This is a genomic window from Paenibacillus sp. ACRRX (assembly GCF_022346885.1).
Taxonomy (GTDB): domain Bacteria; phylum Bacillota; class Bacilli; order Paenibacillales; family Paenibacillaceae; genus Paenibacillus_B.
Map to the genome: position 1 here is coordinate 634,491 of NZ_JAKRNK010000002.1, position 16,389 is coordinate 650,879.

15 protein-coding genes are annotated in these 16,389 nt (G+C 44.9%); all 15 read right to left on the minus strand.

Going from position 1 to position 16,389, the window contains the following annotated elements:
* Positions 1 to 238: 238 nt before the first annotated feature.
* The 15 genes from MH117_RS08285 to MH117_RS08355 all read right to left on the minus strand — a co-directional run bounded on the left by MH117_RS08285 (position 239) and on the right by MH117_RS08355 (position 16,381).
* Positions 239 to 913, minus strand: a complete 675-nt coding sequence (locus tag MH117_RS08285) for a regulatory protein RecX (protein ID WP_239328208.1) — start codon at positions 911 to 913, stop codon at positions 239 to 241.
* Positions 914 to 1,020: 107 nt separating this feature from the next.
* Positions 1,021 to 2,076: a recombinase RecA gene (gene recA / locus MH117_RS08290; RefSeq protein WP_285104860.1), complete on the minus strand. Its 1,056-nt coding sequence runs from the start codon at positions 2,074 to 2,076 to the stop codon at positions 1,021 to 1,023.
* Positions 2,077 to 2,478: 402 nt separating this feature from the next.
* The gene (locus MH117_RS08295; RefSeq protein WP_239328209.1) at positions 2,479 to 3,735 is read right to left on the minus strand and encodes a competence/damage-inducible protein A; all 1,257 of its coding nucleotides are present in this window, start codon (positions 3,733 to 3,735) and stop codon (positions 2,479 to 2,481) included.
* A gap of 84 nt (positions 3,736 to 3,819) precedes the next feature.
* Complete coding sequence (gene pgsA, locus MH117_RS08300; protein ID WP_028545224.1) at positions 3,820 to 4,398, minus strand: CDP-diacylglycerol--glycerol-3-phosphate 3-phosphatidyltransferase; 579 nt, start codon at positions 4,396 to 4,398, stop codon at positions 3,820 to 3,822.
* Positions 4,395 to 5,723, minus strand: a complete 1,329-nt coding sequence (gene rimO, locus MH117_RS08305; protein WP_239328210.1) for a 30S ribosomal protein S12 methylthiotransferase RimO — start codon at positions 5,721 to 5,723, stop codon at positions 4,395 to 4,397. The genes pgsA and rimO overlap by 4 nt, the downstream gene beginning before the upstream one ends.
* Before the next feature lie 178 nt (positions 5,724 to 5,901).
* Complete coding sequence (locus tag MH117_RS08310) at positions 5,902 to 6,390, minus strand: YajQ family cyclic di-GMP-binding protein (protein WP_239328211.1); 489 nt, start codon at positions 6,388 to 6,390, stop codon at positions 5,902 to 5,904.
* A 132-nt stretch (positions 6,391 to 6,522) separates the two neighbouring features.
* A complete protein-coding gene (locus MH117_RS08315; protein ID WP_211234327.1) occupies positions 6,523 to 6,687 on the minus strand; it encodes a hypothetical protein in 165 nt (54 codons plus the stop codon).
* Between the two features lie 127 nt (positions 6,688 to 6,814).
* A complete protein-coding gene (locus MH117_RS08320; RefSeq protein ID WP_239328212.1) occupies positions 6,815 to 7,729 on the minus strand; it encodes a helix-turn-helix domain-containing protein in 915 nt (304 codons plus the stop codon).
* 57 nt (positions 7,730 to 7,786) lie between these two features.
* Entirely contained in the window at positions 7,787 to 8,551 is a 765-nt protein-coding gene (locus tag MH117_RS08325) for a DUF3388 domain-containing protein (protein ID WP_239328689.1), read from the minus strand.
* A gap of 227 nt (positions 8,552 to 8,778) precedes the next feature.
* Complete coding sequence (locus tag MH117_RS08330) at positions 8,779 to 9,033, minus strand: DUF3243 domain-containing protein (protein ID WP_239328213.1); 255 nt, start codon at positions 9,031 to 9,033, stop codon at positions 8,779 to 8,781.
* Between the two features lie 124 nt (positions 9,034 to 9,157).
* Positions 9,158 to 9,904 (minus strand): elongation factor P 5-aminopentanone reductase, encoded by a 747-nt coding sequence (gene ymfI, locus MH117_RS08335; RefSeq protein WP_239328214.1) that lies wholly within the window; start codon positions 9,902 to 9,904, stop codon positions 9,158 to 9,160.
* A 103-nt stretch (positions 9,905 to 10,007) separates the two neighbouring features.
* Positions 10,008 to 11,288 (minus strand): EF-P 5-aminopentanol modification-associated protein YfmH, encoded by a 1,281-nt coding sequence (yfmH, locus tag MH117_RS08340; protein ID WP_239328215.1) that lies wholly within the window; start codon positions 11,286 to 11,288, stop codon positions 10,008 to 10,010.
* A 3-nt stretch (positions 11,289 to 11,291) separates the two neighbouring features.
* Positions 11,292 to 12,584 carry an EF-P 5-aminopentanol modification-associated protein YfmF gene (yfmF, locus tag MH117_RS08345; RefSeq protein WP_239328216.1) on the minus strand — a complete coding sequence of 431 codons (1,293 nt, stop codon included), beginning with the start codon at positions 12,582 to 12,584 and terminating at the stop codon, positions 11,292 to 11,294.
* A 180-nt stretch (positions 12,585 to 12,764) separates the two neighbouring features.
* On the minus strand, positions 12,765 to 13,523 hold the full coding sequence (gene sleB / locus MH117_RS08350) for a spore cortex-lytic enzyme (RefSeq protein ID WP_239328217.1): 759 nt from the start codon (positions 13,521 to 13,523) through the stop codon (positions 12,765 to 12,767).
* A gap of 86 nt (positions 13,524 to 13,609) precedes the next feature.
* The gene (locus tag MH117_RS08355) at positions 13,610 to 16,381 is read right to left on the minus strand and encodes an FtsK/SpoIIIE family DNA translocase (RefSeq protein WP_239328218.1); all 2,772 of its coding nucleotides are present in this window, start codon (positions 16,379 to 16,381) and stop codon (positions 13,610 to 13,612) included.
* Positions 16,382 to 16,389 lie beyond the last annotated feature (8 nt).

Sequence of the window (16,389 nt, forward strand, 5' to 3'; positions counted from 1 at the left end):
TTGTTCGTGCGTTTCATTCCAATTCAATTGAAGGACCGACATCATATGTCGGCGAAAGTGCACGCGCTTGCATACACGTGTATCGCCCTGCGGCGATATTCGGAAACCATTCATTGGCGAAATGAATCATTTAGAAATCAATATCTGGAAGGAGAGATTGATTTCGTGAAAATAAAGATACATGTTCATTTTAGTATTCAGTTAAAGATATTGTCAAGCAATCGTCAACTATACCTTGTCATTCATCGCTAGTTTCATCGTCTGCTATTTCCATATGTTGAGATGCTTCATAAGCTGCCTTTCTCGCCATGTCTGTTGGGAACCCTCTGCGAGCCAGATAAGCAGCTACCTTCTGCCGTCTCAGATGCGCCTCTCCGCTTGTCTGACGCCACTTCTTACGTGCTGCATGGAATGCACTTTCCAACTCCTGTTCAGGGTCTAGAGAGGCCATTGCATTTGCAATATGACGTTCATGGACTCCTTTCTGCTTCAGCTCATGCTGCACCCATCTTCTACCCTTAAGATGTCGGGTCACCCGCTGTTCCGTCCATTGCTCTGCGTATGCACCGTCATCAACCAGCCATTCCCGTTCCAATTGTTGCACAACGATTTGGATAATCTCCTCATCGTAGCCTTTTTGGATGAGATTCCGTGAAATTTCGGTACTTGTCCGCGGCTTGCGCTGCAAATATTTAAGTGCCTGCACATAAGCCCTTGTCTTCTCATCCGCTCGCACAATCTCTTCCATAAAATCGAGCGATACCTCGGCCCCTCTTAACAAGCGGTACTTTATCATAACATCTTCATGCACGTTCAATGGAGCCGCATGTTCGAAGTGGATCGTATACCGTCCTTTTTGTGCTTCATCTTGCTCTACTCGTATAATGACAGTTGTCTGTCCCTGTTCACTCACAACGTGCCCCCTCTGCTGCTCTCCATACGTGCCTATATGCAACAGGACAAGCACCCTCTCTCATTAGATGAAGGTGCTTGTCCCAAGTAACAGCTATTGCAAAGCTATTATTCCTTTTCCAATTCCAACAATTCCGCTTCGTCCTCGTCATCAACTGAAGCATCACTAGAGATTACAGTAGTCAAGTTACTTGCCTCACGTATCTTGTTCTCAATAACAAGAGAAATGTCCGTATGTTCCTTTAAGAACTGCTTGGCATTCTCACGTCCTTGTCCAAGTCGTTCTCCTTCATAGGAATACCATGCGCCGCTCTTCTGCACGATATCCATCTCGGTACCAATGTCTACAATACTGCCTTCTTTCGATATGCCTTCACCATACATTATGTCAACATCCGCTTGCTTAAACGGAGGTGCAACTTTATTCTTCACGACCTTAATTCGGGTTCTGTTACCTACCATATCATTGCCTTGCTTGATTGATTCCACACGACGTACATCCAAACGAACACTAGAATAGAACTTCAAGGCACGTCCGCCAGGTGTTGTCTCTGGATTACCAAACATTACGCCAACTTTCTCACGAAGCTGGTTAATAAAGATTGCAATAGTCTTGGACTTGCTAATAGCTCCAGATAACTTCCGAAGAGCTTGCGACATAAGTCGTGCTTGAAGACCTACGTGGGAATCTCCCATCTCGCCTTCAATCTCCGCCTTAGGTACCAAAGCAGCTACGGAGTCAATAACGATAATATCCACTGCTCCGCTTCGTACAAGCGCCTCAGCAATCTCCAAAGCCTGCTCCCCAGTGTCTGGCTGAGACAAGAGCAACTCATCAATGTTGACCCCTAACTTGCTGGCATATTGAGGATCCAATGCATGCTCCGCATCAATAAATGCAGCTTGTCCACCTGTCTTCTGTACTTCCGCAATCGCGTGAAGGGATACGGTTGTCTTACCGGATGATTCAGGTCCATACACCTCAATGACACGGCCACGAGGCAATCCTCCAATACCAAGTGCGATATCAAGTGCTAACGATCCGCTAGGTACAACTTCAACTTGCATGTGGTTGGATTCTCCAAGCTTCATAATGGAACCTTTACCGAATTGCTTCTCTATTTGACGCAATGCCATTTCTAATGCAGCACGACGATCTGACACATACTCACTTCCTTCATTAACGTTGTATACTCATAATACCGTGTTTTTGTACCTTTGCCAAGCATTTTTTCGAACATACATTCGATTTTTAGAACAACACCACCTTCTAAATGGATGTAAAACCTCTTTTTTACATTTTGTTCATACTAAAAAACCGCAACAAGGCTAATAGCGCCTTATTACGGTTCTTCCGCAGCTAAAATCATGAAAAATATACCATACTTCAATTCTAATCACAAGACCTTATATGCTTGCTCTCCAACATTCACCATATCTCATCATATACAATATGACACGGCGGCAGTCCGATATAATAGGCACGAAATATGACATAGGTTCTGAAAGTCCAACCGCATCGTGCGGTTTGCGAAGTAGAAAAGTAGATTGTCATACAAAAGCCGACTACTTCCGCTCCTGCAATAGCCGCCAAATACGATGCAGCAATATTTTGACCGCACGCAGCCTGATCATATCTCGATTACCATTGAGCCGCAGTTCCTCAATCAACGTCTCCTGTCCAGCTTGCGCTATTCCGATAAATACCAAGCCAGCTGGCTTACGCTCCGACTGACCTGGACCTGCAACCCCCGTTATGGATACCGCAATATCAGTACCTGTTAACTGAAGCAGGCCTTCTGCCATCGCTCTCGCCGTCTCTTGGCTAACCGCCCCTGGAGCATTCTCTCCTTCTAACAGCTCGGAGGGAACGTTAAGCAGCTTCTGTTTGAGTGCGTTGGCATACGAGACTACCCCTCCATGGAACATCACCGAGCTACCCGGTACAGATGTAACCAGCTCGGAGAACAAGCCCCCCGTACAGCTTTCAGCAGCAGACAAGGTTAGACCTAGCTTTGTCATTTGTTCCACGATGACATGCTCCAAGGAGACATCTTCTGTTGCAAATATATGCTGTCCCAACCTTCCGCGGATAACAGATTCCAATTCATCCAATTTGCGACCTGCTTCTTGCTTCGAGTCGCTTTTGGTCGCGAGTCGGATCAGAACCTCTCCTTCCTTTGCATAAGGCGCAATCGTCGGATCAGACTGAGACTCGATCAGGTCAAGCAACTGCGCTTCCAGATTCGACTCTCCAATGCCCGCAAACTTTAACATACGAGTATACAATGATGTCCGTTCATCAAACAAATGCTTCTCCAGCCAAGGGACAACTTCCAACTGAAACATAGGCTTCATTTCTTTTGGCGGTCCTGGCAATAAGATATACGCCACGTCCTCATGCAGGACAGCATTCCCCACCGCTAAACCTGCCTCATTGGCTAGTGCATCCGAACCTTCGATCCAATTGGCTTGACGGCGGTTGCTGTCTACCATATGTATGCCTCTACCCTTGAACATATCCTCCATCTTGCGCATGGATGGCTCATGAATTAGCATGCCTCTCCCTAGCAGTTCTGCGACAACATCTTTTGTGATATCGTCCAGTGTAGGGCCCAGACCACCTGTGAGCAGTACGATGTCTGCTCTCTTGCTGGCTGTCTGAATCACATCTCTAAGACGATGGGGATTGTCACCGACTACTGTTTGGTAGTAGACGTCCACGCCCAATAGAGCGAGCTGTTGGGATAAGTATTGTGCATTTGTGTTAACGATTTGACCTAGCAGCAATTCAGTTCCTACAGCAATCATTTCCGCTTTCATAACAATCGTCTCCTCTGAAAGCAGTAATAGGCCCCGCCCTTTCGCGCTGCGAAGGATTGAACCTATTACTGAAGTGTCCGTATATTATGACATGTGTAGTACGCTTTTGTTTTTAACAAAATAATCGATGCCTGAATAAACCGTAATCAAAGCTGCAAGCCATGTTGCAATGATATCAAATGGAATATCAAACAACACAAACGGGAAATTGTTAAGCAGCATCGCAATAATCGCAGTGATCTGCGTTGCTGTCTTCCATTTGCCCCATTTGCTTGCCGCCACAACTGTTCCCTCAAGCAAAGCTACTTGCCGTAAGCCTGTCACGGCAAATTCCCGGCTAATAATGACGATCGCTATCCATGCATCACACTTGCCCATCTCAACTAGCGAGATAAGAACGGCAGCAACAAGCAGCTTGTCCGCCAGCGGATCAAGCAGCTTGCCCAGATTTGTGACCATCTTCCGACTTCTGGCGATGTAACCGTCCAACCCATCCGTACTAGCCGCAATGATAAAGATAAGCGCGGCTATGATTTGATTATACGTAATCGAGAAATCGTTTATCTGGATAGGCTTGAAATAATCAAAATTAACCAGCAAAAAGAACATCATAATAGGCACTAAGAAGATACGAACTAATGTAATCTTATTAGGCAAATTCACTGGATACCCTCCCCAGCCAAATCAAACTCCAACGCATGCGTAATCCGAACCTGTGCGAGTTCTCCGATGCTGAGCTTGCTGTTGGAAATAAATACTTCGCCGTCAATTTCTGGCGCATCAAACTGCGAACGACCAATAAACACGTCATTTCGCCCGTCGTAACGTTCAACAAGCACATCAATGACTTGTCCGATCCGCTTCTCACTTACTTGCTTCGACACCTCACGTTGAATCTCCATCAACGTATTGGCCCGCCATTCCTTCACTTCTTCGTCTAAATGCCCCTTCAGTCGTGTAGCAGGTGTATCTTCTTCACGAGAATACGTAAATACTCCGAGCTTGTCGAACTGCATGTCACGAACAAATTCACACAGACGGTTAAAGTCTGCTTCCGTCTCCCCAGGGAACCCCACAATAATGGATGTTCGCATTGCAACGTTCGGGATGCGCGTACGAATCTTCTGTACTAATTCACGAGCATCACGTTGTCGGCCAGGCCGCCGCATACGTTTTAATACATTATCTTCGCTATGCTGCAGCGGCATATCAATGTATTTGCAAATCTTAGGGTTGCTTGCAATGGTCTCAATGAGTTCATCCGAGAAAAATCCAGGATATGCGTAATGGAGCCGTACCCATTCTACACCTTGAATATTGCTCACTTGATTCATCAGCTCAGGCAGCTTAAAACCATCGTAAATGTCAGTACCATAGTTCGTTGAATCTTGAGCAATGAGACTGATTTCTTTAACGCCCTGAGTTGCAAGCTGTGTGACTTCAGCCAGAATGGACTCCATCGTGCGACTACGGAAGTTGCCACGCATAATTGGAATACTGCAAAACGTACAATTGTTGTCGCAGCCTTCCGCAATCTTAACGTAAGCCGTATATCTAGGAGTTGCCACCTTGCGCGGGAGCGCCTGATCATAGTTAAATACGGGATTACCAACATGTATTGGCTTACTGCCAGCAAGCGCTTCATCAACGATTGTAGCAATTTTGTCAAAGTCGCCCGTACCCACGATACCATCTATCTCAGGCATCTCGTCCAGAAGTTGTTCTTTGTAACGCTGTGTTAAACAGCCAGATACAATCAATGCCTTGAGTTGTGCCGTTTCTTTGAGGTCTGCGAGCTCGAGAATAGTGTTAACGGATTCTTCCTTGGCAGCATCAATAAATCCGCATGTATTGACAATAATAACAGTAGCTTCTAGTTCATTAGTGACCAATTCATATCCACGCTCATGAATCAGACCGGACATAATCTCGGAGTCAACCAAGTTCTTGTCGCAGCCTAATGTCACGATCTTAATCTTCTCTGTCATGAATGCATCCCCCAATTAGGTATTGCAGTTCGTCTTCTGCCGCGCAATGAAGCCTCTCTGAACGGCCCTCTTTATCTAGTCAAGTATAATACAGGGTGACCTCTTAGTCAAAATCGTAATCAAAACTAAACATATCACCTTATAGAGCGGCAATTCCCGCGAAAGGATATGCTTTTCTCTAGCGATAATTCGTGAATTGCAAGTCAAGCGGCAAATCAGCATCGACCAACAATTTCATGACTGCCTGTAAATCATCCTTGTTCTTACCCGTTACACGAATTTGATCTCCTTGAATTTGACTCTTAACTTTCAGCTTAGAATCACGGATTAAAATATTGATCTTTTTAGAAATATCCTGTTCAATTCCTTGCTTCATCTTTACACGCTGACGCACGGAGCCGCCTGATGCACCTTCCAATTTGCCAAATTCCATGTTTTTGATGGAGATTCCACGCTTAATAAGTTTGGATTGCAAAATATCTATGACACTTTTCAGCTTGTATTCGTCATCCGATGCAATAATCAACTCTTCCTTTTCCAGCTTAATGGAACTCTTGCTGCCTTTAAAATCAAATCGGGTTTCGATCTCACGCTCCGCCTGTGTAACCGCGTTGCTTACCTCTTGCAAATCTGTTTTAGATACAATATCAAATGAACTGTCTGCCATTTGCGATATCCTCCTTCATAATAGGTTCATATAATTCTTAAATTATGTAAGAAAATGCACAAGGGCATCCCCTTGCAATCGAAATCGCAAAAGAATGCCCATGTGCTGCTGTTCATCGTGTTTGAACCGGGCTTAGTAGCGGCCTCGAACTGGTGTGCGAAACATGTCCAGCACCCCAAGCACAATATGGGCCAAGCCGAAACCAAGAATCCCATAGCCCCATGCACTAGGCGTCAAATAATAACCTAACAAGCTGACAATGACACCGAGACCTGTAACAACCCAACTTGCTGCCATGATAACGACCCCTCTCTAAAATGAGAATAAATCGCCGCCTCCCTATTCTCTCCCGAGGAGATCAGATTATGCGGTAATGGCAATCAAGAAAAATTATCCACCTCTCCGAACAGCTATGATTAGGACGTTATCCGTTATTCGTATCCGCAGTGGTTCCCGTATCATCACTCACAGACGAACCTTGTTTTAGTTGCAATGCCTCTTCATAAGTCTTCCATTCGAACCGAACTTTCTTGTTCATTCCTTGTCCAATGTCAATAGTCTGGCCATTAATGAGCACTTTGCAACGTCCTGCATTACCAAACGTGATATCCAGCCCGTCTTTTCCCAAGTCAAACGTCTGATCTTGCCCTTTGTCAAATACATCCTTAGCCAGTTGGTTGGCATTCGTTATCGTACGAACTCCAAGCCACACGCCGTCTTCGATCTTAATTTCAAGCTTAAACGGCTTCTCATCTGCAGCAGAGACGACTACAAGTGCAGGGCTAACCTGAGCAACAATCGGATCTTTAGTTTCTTCCGGTTCAGGTGTTGGCTCTGGTGTTGTTGTCTGGCCATTACCTTGTGTGTTGTTACCGCTGTTTGGCTTTTCATTCTGATTAATGCCATTCGTAATATTACTCGAATCTGCACTATTCGAATTATTGCCAGTATCGGACGCCTTCACCCAGAAATAGTACACAATAACGATAATTAAAATAACGAATGACCACATGAGCAGTGTCGTCGCCCATTTCCCAAATTTGTCACTATGTTGAACGGAACGTTTTTTCCGAATCATAGGTTCAATAGTAGGCTCTGGTTCTGCGGCAGGAATGTCTTGACGATAATACTGAGCAACCTCATCCGGATCCAGCCCGACAGTTTCCGCATATGTCTTCACAAAGGCGCGTACGTAAAACGATCCCGGAAGGATCTTATAATCCCCTTCTTCGATTGCTTCCAAATACCGTTTTCGAATCTTAGTAGCTTCCTGTACATCATCCAGTGACAGACCTTTCTCTAATCGGGCCTTTTTAAGCAATTGACCTAATTCTGACACAATTTCACCTCCTGTCTAGAATGTATGTCCCAACTTTTTAGACTATATATATATCTATTATAAATCGTTGTAATTGACGGTAAACGTTTCGTACGTAATTTCTTCATCAGGCGCGTTGCGCAGCTCGATAATGTAATCAAAGAAATCATAATCATAATGGGTCTCACGGACAAAAATATCCGGATGCTCAATTACTTTAGTAGAAGGCATATTCATAATTTCCTGCAGCAGCATCTCGTGTTTCTCATTCGAACGAATTGTTGACACGATCCCGTCAATGATAAAAATGTTATGTGGGTTCATCTCTTCCTCGGACATTTGACTACGAACAGTCTGGCGCAGCAGTGTTGAGGATACAAATGTCCAACGCTTCATTGCACATACACTGCCAGCAATAATTGACTCTGTCTTGCCGACTCTTGGCATCCCGCGAAGACCTATCACTTGATGACCATCACGCTTGAAGATTTCACCTAAAAAGTCAACCAACAGACCTAGCTCGTCCCGCGTAAAACGAAATGTTTTACGATCGTCTGAATCACGTTCGATATAACGGCCGTGACGAACAGCAAGGATATCCACTAACTTGGGCTGCCTCAGTGCAGATACCGTGATGTTGTCCACCTTTTTCAGCATCTGTCCCATCATCTCAATTTTCTCGTCGTCGTCTGTCTGAAGGAGCATCCCTCTTGTCTTGCCCTCGACGCCGTTGATCGTTAATATATTAACCTCTAACATCCCGAGCAGTGAAGCAATATCACCTAATAGTCCGGGACGGTTCTTATGTATCTTATATTCCATATACCACTGTTTATATTCCATGACACACCCCAATCTGCGATTGTCCGATTCCATTCTACAATACAAACCACCTGAATTCCACTATACAGCCTAAAAATTAAAATTAAAGCGCTTATCATAGTGAAACCCATTGGTGAAGTTGGAGCCGCTATTCATTATAGCAGATAGTGAGCATGTATTCATGTGTCATTTGAAAAAAAGAAGCGGAATAAGGACTTTTGTCAAGTCCTCTCCGCAAAAATTCACAATTACCCGTTTTTTTCGGCTAGCTTTACCATTAAACGAGCGATCGTTTTGCGATCATCGTCGCTGCCTACATCCCATAGTTCTTTGATAGCACGTTCTTGAAGGTTCTGTGGATCTACTTTCTCGTCGAGAAAAGAACCGATTTCAAACGCCAGTTTAGCGATTGTCTCTTCGTTCATTCCTAAGTTTTTTGCCGTTTTAACACGGTCTCCAAGAAAGTTTTTCCACGAATCGAAGTTTTTTAATACAGATGACATAAGTAAGCCTCCTTTAAGCGCATAGTAACTAGCCCTGTGTTTGTACACAGCAACTTACAGTCGTAATATGTGCGAAAGACAGCTTGCTTATTCGTAACGCCATCGAATGTTAGCTCCTAAAGCTTTAAGCCTGCCAACCTCCATTAGGGCTAATGATCTGACCGGTTATGTAGCTGGATTCAGGCAGCGCAAGGAAATAAATGAGTGACGCAATCTCATCGGGGTTTGCCATTCTCCCTGCCGGAATCTCAGCTTGCAAAGAAATCCGTTCTTCTTCATCCAAGTGTTTCATCATATCCGTATCTACGGCTCCAGGAGCTACTGCATTAACAGTAACGCCTGATGGAGCCAACTCCTTAGCTAATGCCTTGGTGAAGGCATTAATTCCACCCTTTGCAGCTGAGTACATGACCTCGCAAGAGGCGCCCGCTATTCCCCAGACAGAGGATACATTAATAATTCTGCCATAACGTTGACGAATCATATGTGGAACAAATAATTGACTGCACATAAATGTGCCTTTTAAATTGATCGCCATACATTCGTCCCATTCTTCCTCGGTTACATCTGTAAATAATCCATAGTAGGACACACCCGCATTATTAACCACAATATCCGGAACAAAGCCCTCGGCATCTAGCTTTTCCTTCATCCTACGCAGCTGTTCTTTGGAACGCAAATCTGCACTAATCGTCATCACTTCGCTCCCAAGCGCAATACAACGGCGTGCAACTTCATTTGCCGCTTCATGTGCTTCTAAATAATGGATGACAATCCGCATTCCTACTGAAGCAAAGCGCTCAGCTATAGCTGCACCAATTCCCCGACTGCCTCCCGTTATAAGCACGGTCGTTTCTGATAATAATTTCATTGACATCCGCTCCCCTATATAAGAGTGTGTAAAACATAACGCCACATAATAAAAGGCGTACCTTCGGTAATGAAGGTACGCCTGAAATCGTTACATTCCATGCTTAAGGCTGCTCAACGATCGATACCGCCAAGCGGTCCCATTGGAAATGACTGCGCAGCCTGTCGTTAACTTCATCCAACTGTAAGGACTCGTATACCGACAGTATATCAAACAAATCAGTTTCACGGAACTTGTATTTGGTAAACTCATTAGCAATAGATTCAGGTGAATTCAACATTCTTAAGTAGGTTCCAATTCGTTTGTTACGAATCCGTTCAAACTCTGCTTCTTGAAAGCCTTCTTTCTTCTTTTCTTCAATCGCAGCCTGTACCCGCTTCACCAATTCGTCAGGGTCCTTCGTCTCGCCGCCCATGATAGAAAATGCATATTCGGTCTCACAGTTATATTCATGACCTATATTATCAGACGTCAGTCCTGATTCATACAACGATTGGGACAAGGGTGAGCTGCTACCGAGCATTAGATCCATCATAACTCGTGTTTCGAGCTCAAACCGAAGCAGCTCAGTTCCAGTTAAACCAGGACGAGGCTCTTTGCAGCCAAACAGACACTTGGGACTAGATACCGGCAGCTTGGTGACAAAACGAGGCGTTCGTACCGTTTCGGGTTCTTTTTCAAAAATCCGCTTAATCTCACCCTGCGGTTTAAATGGCTTGGCTGCTTGATTGTCGCGCACGAGCTTCATAATCGCCTCAGGATCTACACCACCTACCACAAATAGCATCATATTAGTAGGGTGGTAGAAGGTATGATAACATGTAAACAACGTTTCTTTGGTTATGGTATTAATGGATTCAACGGTTCCCGCAATATCGATATAAATCGGATATTGATGATACATAGCTTCAATCAATCCAAAATATACGCGCCAATCCGCGTTGTCACGATACATGTTTATTTCCTGAGCAATAATCCCTTTCTCTTTATTGACGTTTTCGTCTGTAAAATAAGGGCGCTGCACAAAATCAACCAGTGTACTTAAGTTCTGGTCAACGTGATTTGTTGCCGAGAACAAATAAACCGTCCGATCAAACGTAGTAAAAGCATTAGCCGAGGCACCTTGCTGGGCAAAGGTTGCGAAGATATCGCCCTCTGGCTCCTCAAACATCTTGTGCTCCAGAAAATGTGCGATCCCATCCGGCACTTGAATCGGTGTCTGGCCTTCCACTTGAAAATGATTGTCTACCGAACCGTATCGAGTTGAGAACGTCGCATACGTCTTTTGAAAGCCCGGCTTAGGCAGTACAAATACATCTAAACCATTATCCATTCGTTCATAATACAACGTTTCCTGCACCTGTTTAAACTGTCGTTGTTCCATTCCTCATACCTCCTCTCGATTGCGCAGAACATATATCGTATCGAGGTGGAACGTCGATGCCGCTGTCTGAATCTGGTCTGCTGTCGTGTGTATTAACTGTTCGATCAAGCTGCTTGTAGTTCGTTCTTTGCCGGACAAAACACGGTTAAAATCAAAGCCGATCATTTCAAATGCGGAGTCGTCAATTTCACGAAGCTGGTTAGCCAGCATGGCCTTTGTCTGATCCAACTCCAAAGCTTCAATCTGCCCTTGCTGCATCGCATCCAATTGCTGCTTAATAATTGCAGTAGCCTTCTCAATCAGATCAAACTCCACACCAGATTGGATGGCGCAAATGCCTTTATGACCGTCATACCGAGCAGAGGCATAATATGCCAAACTGTTTTTCTCGCGGACATTAATAAACAATTTAGAGTGTGGATAACCGCCCAGTACACCATTATATAACAATGCAGCGGGGTACGAATCGTCATGGTACGTGATCGTAGAGCGCAGCCCCATGTTTAACTTTCCTTGTGTGACGTCAAGTCGATCAATGACTTGCTGCGCTTCGCCTATGCGAGGGACGGGCACTGTTCTTGCATATTTTGGGGCTATCTCTTGACGACTGACATGAAAATGCTCACTCACACATTGTTCAATCTCATTCAAATTAGTGTCACCTATGACGTACACATCAATACAAGCTTGATCAAGCCACCATTTATATCGCTCGTGCAATTGTTCTGCTTCAAGCGGAGGCAACTCAGACCGGTTACCAAGGGGATGAAGTCGGTACGGCTCATCCTTACACATTTCTTCCAAGCATCGTTCCTGCGCATAACGTATTTTATCATTAACGATAGCCTCGAGGCGCTTTCGCACCGTTTCCTTTTCTTCCTGCACATATTTCGAACGAAAAATGCCGTTTTCCAATGCTGGAGATGTAATTACATCGCCTAGGAATTGAAACCCTCGTTTTAACAGGGGATCCTTCGTTTGAACAAAAGCATCATTAATGATATCCATACGAAATTGAATGATCTGATAATCGCCCCGTTTGTAAACATCAAAACCAAAACCAGCACCATACAACTCATCCAATCGTTCTCTAAATTGGATTGTCTCAGGCAGCTCCGCAGTTCCACGTCGTAACACAAATGGCGTCAAAGCCACAGGTGTAACCGTCTCTTCCCGAAGCGGAATTCCAATATATACAGCAATTGCAAACGTCTTAAATCGTGTCGTAGGCATTACATGCAATCGTATGCCATTAACAGCACCTCTCTCAAAAGCAGGTGTCCGAGTTGTCATCATAGCAGGCTCTCCTTTTCCCGCATCAAGCAGACTACGGTTGATCATATCTTATATTCGATATATATGCAGCTATAGAGCATTGCTATCTCTTTAGCCTGCATAAACGTTATGGGCAGTCTTGAATACAAAACGAAGAAGCAGATGGTTCTGCCATCGCTTCTCCCGCTTTCTGCACATACATTACATACAGAATATGTGCTTGCCTATTGTTTTTACCTGAGGTCTAGACCAAATCCACTTGGAAGTAGCGGTGACGGGATTAAAATAATACAAACAACCTCCCGAAGGGTCCCAGCCGTTTATCGCATCCTGAACGGCTTGGCGTGCTCTTTCATTAGGTGTTAACCATATCTGACCATCCGCAACAGCAGTAAAGGCTCTCGGTTGAAAAATGACGCCAGAGACTGAATTTGGAAAGCTTGGCGACTTCACACGATTCAATATGACTGCAGCTACAGCCACTTGCCCTTCATACGGCTCACCCCTAGCCTCTCCGTACACAGCGTTTGCCATTAGCTTCAGGTCATTCTCGGAGTAACCCATGTTGTTTGAGTTGCTAACGTTAGAATCCGATGGTTTTGAGCTTGGCGGTTTACTTCCTCCTGATGACGAAGAGGACGGCTTCCAGTTTTTCGTGGCTTTGACCAGCTTATCCTTAGTCTTAGCACCCACGATTCCATCCACTTTAATACCAAATTCGGACTGGAACCATTTGACCGACTTCTGTGTAGCCGTCCCGTATACGCCATCTATTTTTCCATAATAATAACCAAGAAATTTGAGACGTCCTTGAAGCTCGTTAACATCCTGGCCTTTAGAGCCGTATTTCAACGTGGCGCTGCTGAACGTAGCAACCGTATCGGATACGTGCTTCAATTGATATGCGCCAAACAGAACGAGCACGATGCAAGCTGTAATCCAAATCATCCGTTTTCTCATATCTAATGTCTACCTCTCTCTTGATGTATTGACAGGATTGGCAACATTATTATGAGAAAATGGTAATCGTTCTATACATGAATTCCTTAAGAGGATATCTTCGCCTGCTGGTATTGCTCCAATGTCACAAGCACTTCACGTGGACGACTACCGTCCGGAGGACCGATAATGCCTTGCATTTGCATAAATTCAATTAGCCGGCTCGCACGGTTATAACCGACTCTCAGTCTACGCTGCAATAACGAAGCCGAAGCTTGCTGCCCTTCTAGCACAATCTGAACAGCTTGTTCATACAAATCATCGACTGGTTCATCAGCAGCCATACCATTTTCATCTACTTCAGGTACAAGTCCCTCATCGTAATTAGCTGCAGCTTGATCGCTGCAGTAGGACACAACAGCTTCCACTTCCTCATCGGATAAAAATGCTCCCTGCACACGAATTGGCTTGGAAGAGCCCATCGGCAAGTACAGCATGTCTCCGCGGCCTAACAGTTTCTCAGCCCCAGCCATATCTAATATCGTTCGGGAATCGACTTGTGACGATACTCCAAAAGCAATTCGAGATGGGATATTGGCTTTAATTACACCTGTAATGACATCAACGGATGGGCGCTGCGTTGCAATGATAAGATGGATACCAGCCGCACGCGCCATCTGTGCCAAACGGCATATTGCATCCTCTACATCGTTGGCTGCTACCATCATTAAATCAGCCAATTCATCAACGATAACAACAATATAAGGCAACACTTTATCCTTATCTGCTTCAACATGCTTATTATATCCTTCTATATTACGTGTGCCTGACTTAGAGAACAGTTCATACCGCTTCTCCATCTCAACAACAATCTTCTTGAGTGCAAGCGATGCTCGCTTAGGGTCTGTTACAACAGGAGCCAGCAAATGCGGGATACCGTTATACACGTTAAGCTCCACCATTTTCGGGTCCACCATTAGAAACTTCACTTCATCTGGCTTCGCCTTATATAAAATGCTAGTGATAATCCCGTTTATACAGACAGACTTACCTGAGCCTGTTGCTCCTGCAACGAGTAAATGGGGCATTCTTGCCAAGTTGCCAATGATCGGTGTGCCGGCGATATCTCTACCTAGCGAGATCGTTATCCTCGAAGCAGCATCCACAAAGGTTGGCGTTTCCATCACTTCGCGCATCGTAACTATCGATACATCATTGTTAGGCACTTCGATACCTATAGCCGACTTACCTGGTATTGGCGCTTCCATACGAATATCTTTGGCAGCGAGTGCCAGCGCAATATCATCCGTCAAACTAACGATACGGCTCACTTTCACCCCAATATCAGGTTGAATCTCATAACGTGTTACTGCTGGGCCACGAACGACTTGCAGCACCTTTGCTCTTACTCCGAAGCTTTCGAGCGTTGCTTCAAGCTTACGTGCAGTTTGCATAAAATCAGCCTGATCACCGCCTTTGCCACTGCCTTGCGGCTTGGACAACAATTGAAAGCTTGGCAGCTTATAGGGCTTCACAGGAGGCTTGGGTGGCTCAACAGGAGTTGACTCCACTTGATCTGTCCCCTCAGTCTCTAAGCTTAAGCCTTCTTGTTGATCCACGGCTGACGAAATGTTATTGTCAAGTCCCATACCTTCCAATTCCTCTTCCAGCACGACTGGAATATCACCAAGAGCTTGTGCATGGGGGTTTGGTATTATGGGTTGTGCAGACCAATCATCATCAATGTCATCCTGTCCAGGTATCGTATGATCCTGCTGGTCCCATGACGATTGATGCGCTTCGGCAGTAAAATCATGGAACACAGGCCCTTCATGCTGCGCATCAGATATCGCTGACGTAAGATGAGCCCCACCAGCAGCCAAAGCTGCAGATCGTCTGGCATTAACATTAGTAGCCGTTGGATTGGATACACTTGCTGTTGGTCCCTGCTCCTCATGGAATTCATGCCAATCAGCATCTTGACTATCGTCGCGTCTGCGCCTTCTGCTTGGCTTCGCCTCTGGCGCTTCCCAATCATCATTTGCATCTTCCATATCTTGACCGCGCTCCAGTGTTCGTTTCATATTAAACAATTGGAAAAAGACAGGTGTCTTATAACCTTTCTTAGGCGGTCCATATTCATCATCATCCTCAGAGAAGTCAGGAATCGGTTCACGTTCAGACTTTCTAGCGGGTCGCGTCCCTTCCTCCAGTCGACGTTCATTCAAACGTGCCTTACGTTTCTTCATAAAGGCGGAATAAATTTTCTTCATTTGAGTTTGAATGAGTCGAACCAATTCCACATACGATAATTGGGTTGACAACATAAAACCAATAAATAAAAGTACAATAGTTACTAACTTCGTGCCAAGTGATCCGAAGAGCGCATACAGGAAGCAATACGCCAACAGACCTATGTATCCACCGCTAATATTTTTGTGCAGCATATCACTGACTGTGCCTGTATGAACAGGCTTCCACAACTCGGCAAGCATGTCCTTGTTAACTTCGCTAAATATTTTGCCTGCACTTAGCTCCCCTTGCATTACTGGTGTATGGCGCACGATGACTTCATTAGCCGCTGCTATGGTGCTGATTAAAGTAAGCGCAACAAGAATACACGCGATGCCTGAGATGCGAGGATTCCAGCTTAACTGCCAATTGCGCCTGATCATCACGCTAAGACCTGAATAGATCAAGGTTAAAGGTATGAAAAAATAAAATTTACCAAGCATAAAACCAAACAGCATGGACAACACACGTCCAAAGGGTCCTACGCCAGACAATGCGAGAATAGAGCTTGTAATAAGCAAAATGCCGTATATTTCATATTTGAGATTCTTGCTAAACGACTGCTTCTTGCGTTTTCTTCGGGCCAAATGTTGCC